This is a genomic window from Stenotrophomonas sp. 05L44_2 (genome assembly GCF_056665995.1).
Window position 1 is genome coordinate 1 of record NZ_JBFTNR010000339.1, and the last position, 4,449, is coordinate 4,449.

Consider the following 4,449-nt stretch of genomic DNA (forward strand, 5'->3'; position numbering starts at 1 on the left):
GTTGTCGACGATGGCGAACACCAGGGTCGGTTCGAATACGATCAGGCCGGTACCGCGCAGTGGCTTGAAGCGGATCAGGTTCAGGTTGGTCGGCACATACAGCGAGTGCATGTAGTCGTTGAACTTGATCAGCTCGATGCCGCGCACGGACAGTTCGGCCGAACGCCGGATCAGGTTGAACAGGCCGATCCGCCACAGGCGCGCAAAGCGCTCGTGGACCATTTCCAGGGTCGGCATGCGACCGCGGATGATGCGGTCCTGGCTGGCGAAATCGTAGGAGCGTGCTTCGCCACTGGGGGCGTCCGGCTCGGTTTCGACCGCGCCACTGTCCACGCCATGCAACAGGGCATCGATCTCATCCTGGGACAGCAGGTCATTCATCGGGGAGCCCTTACTGGGTCACGAAGCTGGTGAACAGCAGGTCGTCGGCACCGTTGCTGCCGGTCTCGGCCTTCAGCACCTTCTGCACTTCGGCCAACGAATCGGCCTGCAGCTTCTGCTTGCCGGCGATGTCGGCGATCTGCTGCGGGCTGACCTGCGAGAACAGCATCAGCAGGCGCGCGCGGATGGCCGGGGCATGGGTCTTGATCGCTTCCAGCGCGGCCGGATCGCGGGTCATCAGCTGCACTTCCACCTGCAGGTAGCGCGGGCCGTCGATCGAGCCGTTGAGGTTGACCACGAATGCCGGTTCCAGCGCGAAGTACTGGGCCGGGGCCGGGGTGGTGGTCTTCTTCGGCGCCTGCGCGGTCTTGTCTTCGTGCTTGGACTGGGTGAAGAACCAGACGCCGCCACCGGCGGCACCGGCGGCCAGTACGGCGACCATGGCGGTGATCAGGATCGGACTGCGCGGCTTGGCGGTCTTGTCCTTGTCGGCGGTCTTCTTGGTTTTGTCAGCGGCTGCGGCCACGGGGTGAAGCTCCTGAGGGTTGCTTCACCGGGATATGCAAGGGGTGTGCCGGAGCTGCCGGGGAGGGCGGTGACGGAATTCCGTCGGGTGTTCATATCGGCAGCGCCGGGCCATGCCCGGCGGAATGTCGGGAATCCGCCGGGCATGGCCCGCGCTACCCGTGTACTGCCAGGTGCCAACCGTCCCGCTCTGGTGGGTGCCAACCTTGGTTGGCACGCCTGTCAGGCGTACGCGTCCAACAACCCGCGCTGGCGGATCAGCTGCGACGCCGACACCGTGGTGTCGCCCAGTGACGGTTCTCCGTCACCGCCACGACCGCCGCCGCCCGCCGGGCTGCCCGGAGTGCCGTCGCCACTGTGCTGCTGGCCGACATCGGCATGGGCCAGCTGGAAGCCCTGCTCGCCGAGCAGTTCACGCAGGCGCGGCAGGCTGCTTTCCAGCGCCTGGCGTACATCCACATGCGGGCTGCTGAAGCTGGCATGGACCTTGTCACCGTTCATCTGCAGGCGCACGTCCACCGGCCCCAGGTCTTCCGGATTGAGGCGGATGTGGGCATGGCCGATCTTCTGGTCGGCCAGCCAGCCGATGCGCGCGCCGATGGCCTGGTCGAAACCATCATCGCCCAGCACCGGCTTCGGAGTCGGTTCGCCATTGAAGACGGCATTGCTGGCCAGTGCGGCCTTCAGGTCCTGCAGGGCGGCGGGCAGGGGGGACTGCAGCGGTGCCGGAGGTGCGCGGTCGCCGATCTGCAGGCTGTCACCGTCGTCGGCACGATCCAATGCCTTGCCACTCATCACCAGCTCCGGCAACGGCAGGCCACTGGCCTCATCATCGCCGGCAGCGGATGCCGGAGCGCTGGCGGCCGGCGCTGCCGCGCCCTGGCTCGCGTTGGTCGCCACTGCGGCGGCCGCGGGTGCCAGTGCAGCGGAGGGCAGCGCGCCGCCTTCGGCATCGCTGGCCGCTGGCGGCGGCAGCATAGGCGCCGGATCGACGCCGGTGGGCACGGCCAGCATCAGGCCGGCCAATCCGAGTGGCGGCCAGGGCGCGTCGTCCGCGTTGGCCGGGGTGCCCTTGTCGTCGCTGGCTGCCGACGTTGCCGGTACAGCAGGTGTCGATGTGCTGGCGTCCGTGGCGGCTGCTTCGCCGTCGGTCGGCCGCGGTGTCGCCTTGCCCGGGTTGCCGTCGGGTGGTGTTGCAGCGTTGGCCGGTGTTGCCGGATTGCTGGCGTTTGTGGCGGTACCGGGCGTGCCGGTCGAGGCGCTGCCGCCCTGCAGCATCTGGCCGAAATCCTTGCCGGAATCGCTGCGCGAGGCGCGTGCGCTGCCGGCATTGCCACTGCCGCCGGGCGTCGATGCGCTGGCGTTGCTGCTCAACGGGGAGGGCATCACGACCGGCCTCCCTGCTCGCCATCGTCCTGGTCTTCGGTCTGTGCCAGGCGCGCGCGGCGTGCGCCGATGTCATCCATCTCGCGCTGGTCGCGGCGGTCGGTCACCACTTTTTCCTGCGCGCGGTAGCTGGCGGCCAGCTGCTCCAGCACGGCCTTGTCACGGCTGGCCAGGATCAGGCGCGCGCGTTCGGCCTCCACTTTTTCGAGGTTGCCGTTGACGGTCTGCTGCTGCTGTTCCACCGCGCTGTCCAGCCGGTCCAGGAATGCGCGCCGGTTCAACAGCTGCGCCGGGCTGGTCGCGGCCATCTGCGCGTTGGCGTACTCCTCGGCGTAGCGCCGCAGTTCGTCCAGGCGCGACAGATGGGTGTCGAGCACGTTCTGGCGTTCCGCCAGGTCGCGGGCGACCGCGTCCTCGTGTTCCTGGGCCCGCTTCAGCAGGGGGTCGATGCGCTTGGACTGGATCATGTCAGCCTCTCGTTCTCTTGTTCCACCAGGCGCTGCAACGCCGCCTGGCTGTGCGGTAGATCTGCGGCCTTGGCCACATCCTGGCCGAGGAATTCCATGATTTCCGGCCAGCGCTCAAGGGCTTCATCGGTCGCCGCGTCGTTGCCGCGCTGATAGGCGCCGATGGCGATCAGGTCGCGGTTGGCCGAGTAGGCCGAGACCAGCCGTTTCAGCTTGCGGATGCGCAGGCGCCACGGTTCGTCGGCGATTTCCGTGACCACGCGGCTGACCGACGATTCCACATCGATGGCCGGGTACAGGCCGCTGTCGGCCACCCGGCGCGAGAGCAGGATGTGGCCGTCAAGAATCGCGCGCGCTGCATCGGCGATCGGATCCTGCGGATCGTCGCCTTCGGTCAGCACGGTGTAGAAGGCGGTGATCGAACCGCGCCCCTTGGCGCCGTTGCCTGCACGTTCCACCAGTGCCGGCAGCTTGGCAAACACCGAGGGCGGATAGCCGCGCGTGGTGGGCGGCTCGCCCACCGACAGGCCGATCTCGCGCTGCGCCTGCGCGAAGCGGGTCAGCGAATCCATCAGCAGCAGGACGTTCAGGCCCTGGTCGCGGAACCATTCGGCGATGGCCGTGGCACGGTAGGCGCCATGCAGGCGGGCCAGCGGCGGCCGGTCGGCCGGGCTGGCCACTACCACCGCGCGGCGCAGGCCTTCCTCGCCCAGCGTGCTTTCAACGAAATCGCGCACTTCGCGGCCACGCTCACCGATCAGGCCGACCACGATCACGTCGGCGGCGGTGTAGCGGGTCATCATGCCCAGCAACGTCGATTTGCCGACGCCGGAGCCGGCGAACAGGCCCACACGCTGGCCGCGGCCGATCGGCAGCAGCGCGTTGATCGCGCGCACGCCCACGTCCAGCGGCTGGGTGATGGGTTCGCGCGCCAGCGGATTGATCGAAACGCCGGCCATGCCGACGTGGCCTTCAGCGCGGATCGGGCCCTTGCCATCCAGCGGTACGCCATCGCTGTCGATGACACGGCCGAGCAGGCCTTCGCCCACTTCCACGCCGCCACGACGTGCCGAGGGCACCACCCGCGCATTCGGCAGCAGCCCGTGCAGTTCGGCACTGGGCATCAGGTAGGTGCGTTCGCCGGCGAAGCCGACCACTTCGGCATCGACCCAGCCGCCGTCAACCACTTCCACCTTGCAGCTGGCGCCGAGCGGCGCTTCGCAGCCGACCGCTTCCAGGGTCAGGCCGACCGCCCGCCGCAGCACGCCTTCGCGGATCAGCCCGCGACCGTGCGCGGTGTCGACTTTCAGGCCGTCGAGGCGGTTGGCCAGGCGCAGGTTGCGGGCCACGGCCCAGTCGGCCGGCGGCGACGGCTGCGAAGCGGTATTGGTATTCATGCGATGGCTCCGGTCTGGCGGATCACGGCGTCCAGCGCGCCGCGCAGGCGGGCTTCCAGGGTGCCGTCGATGCGTACCGCTTCGGCATGCACGCGCAGGTCGCCACGGCTCAGGCTGGTATCAGGCACCAGGCGCTGCTGCGGCGACAGGGTCAGCAACGGGGCGAGGGCGTTGATGTCATCGGGGTGCAGGCGTACTTCCACCTCGCGGTTGCTGCCGCCGACGGCGTCAATCGCCTCGCCGACCAGCTGCCCCAGCAGCGCCGGATCGGCCTCGTAGGCACGGCCTACCAG

General features: G+C 68.8%; 6 protein-coding genes. All 6 read right to left on the reverse strand.

Annotated elements, in window-relative coordinates:
- The coding region (locus AC1VAN_RS12865; RefSeq protein WP_480985928.1) for a flagellar motor switch protein FliM at positions 1–381 on the reverse strand (381 nt) is incomplete at its 3' end.
- Positions 382–391: 10 nt separating this feature from the next.
- The gene (locus AC1VAN_RS12870; RefSeq protein ID WP_442252385.1) at positions 392–907 is read right to left on the reverse strand and encodes a flagellar basal body-associated FliL family protein; all 516 of its coding nucleotides are present in this window, start codon (positions 905–907) and stop codon (positions 392–394) included.
- 221 nt (positions 908–1,128) lie between these two features.
- Complete coding sequence (locus AC1VAN_RS12875) at positions 1,129–2,292, reverse strand: flagellar hook-length control protein FliK (RefSeq protein WP_442252358.1); 1,164 nt, start codon at positions 2,290–2,292, stop codon at positions 1,129–1,131.
- Positions 2,292–2,759 (reverse strand): flagellar export protein FliJ, encoded by a 468-nt coding sequence (gene fliJ / locus AC1VAN_RS12880; RefSeq protein WP_025878992.1) that lies wholly within the window; start codon positions 2,757–2,759, stop codon positions 2,292–2,294. The genes AC1VAN_RS12875 and fliJ overlap by 1 nt, the downstream gene beginning before the upstream one ends.
- On the reverse strand, positions 2,756–4,156 hold the full coding sequence (locus AC1VAN_RS12885; protein WP_025878993.1) for a FliI/YscN family ATPase: 1,401 nt from the start codon (positions 4,154–4,156) through the stop codon (positions 2,756–2,758). Before AC1VAN_RS12885 ends, fliJ begins: the two co-directional genes overlap by 4 nt.
- Positions 4,153–4,449 (reverse strand): FliH/SctL family protein (locus tag AC1VAN_RS12890; protein ID WP_480985929.1); only part of this gene is annotated, 297 nt, incomplete at its 5' end. The genes AC1VAN_RS12890 and AC1VAN_RS12885, both read right to left, overlap by 4 nt.

Coding starts and splice junctions, on each gene's coding strand:
- AC1VAN_RS12875 (WP_442252358.1), bottom strand. CDS start 2,292: ATGCCCTCCCCGTTGAGCAGCAACGCCAGCGCATCGACGCCCGGCGGC.
- fliJ (WP_025878992.1), bottom strand. CDS start 2,759: ATGATCCAGTCCAAGCGCATCGACCCCCTGCTGAAGCGGGCCCAGGAA.
- AC1VAN_RS12885 (WP_025878993.1), bottom strand. CDS start 4,156: ATGAATACCAATACCGCTTCGCAGCCGTCGCCGCCGGCCGACTGGGCC.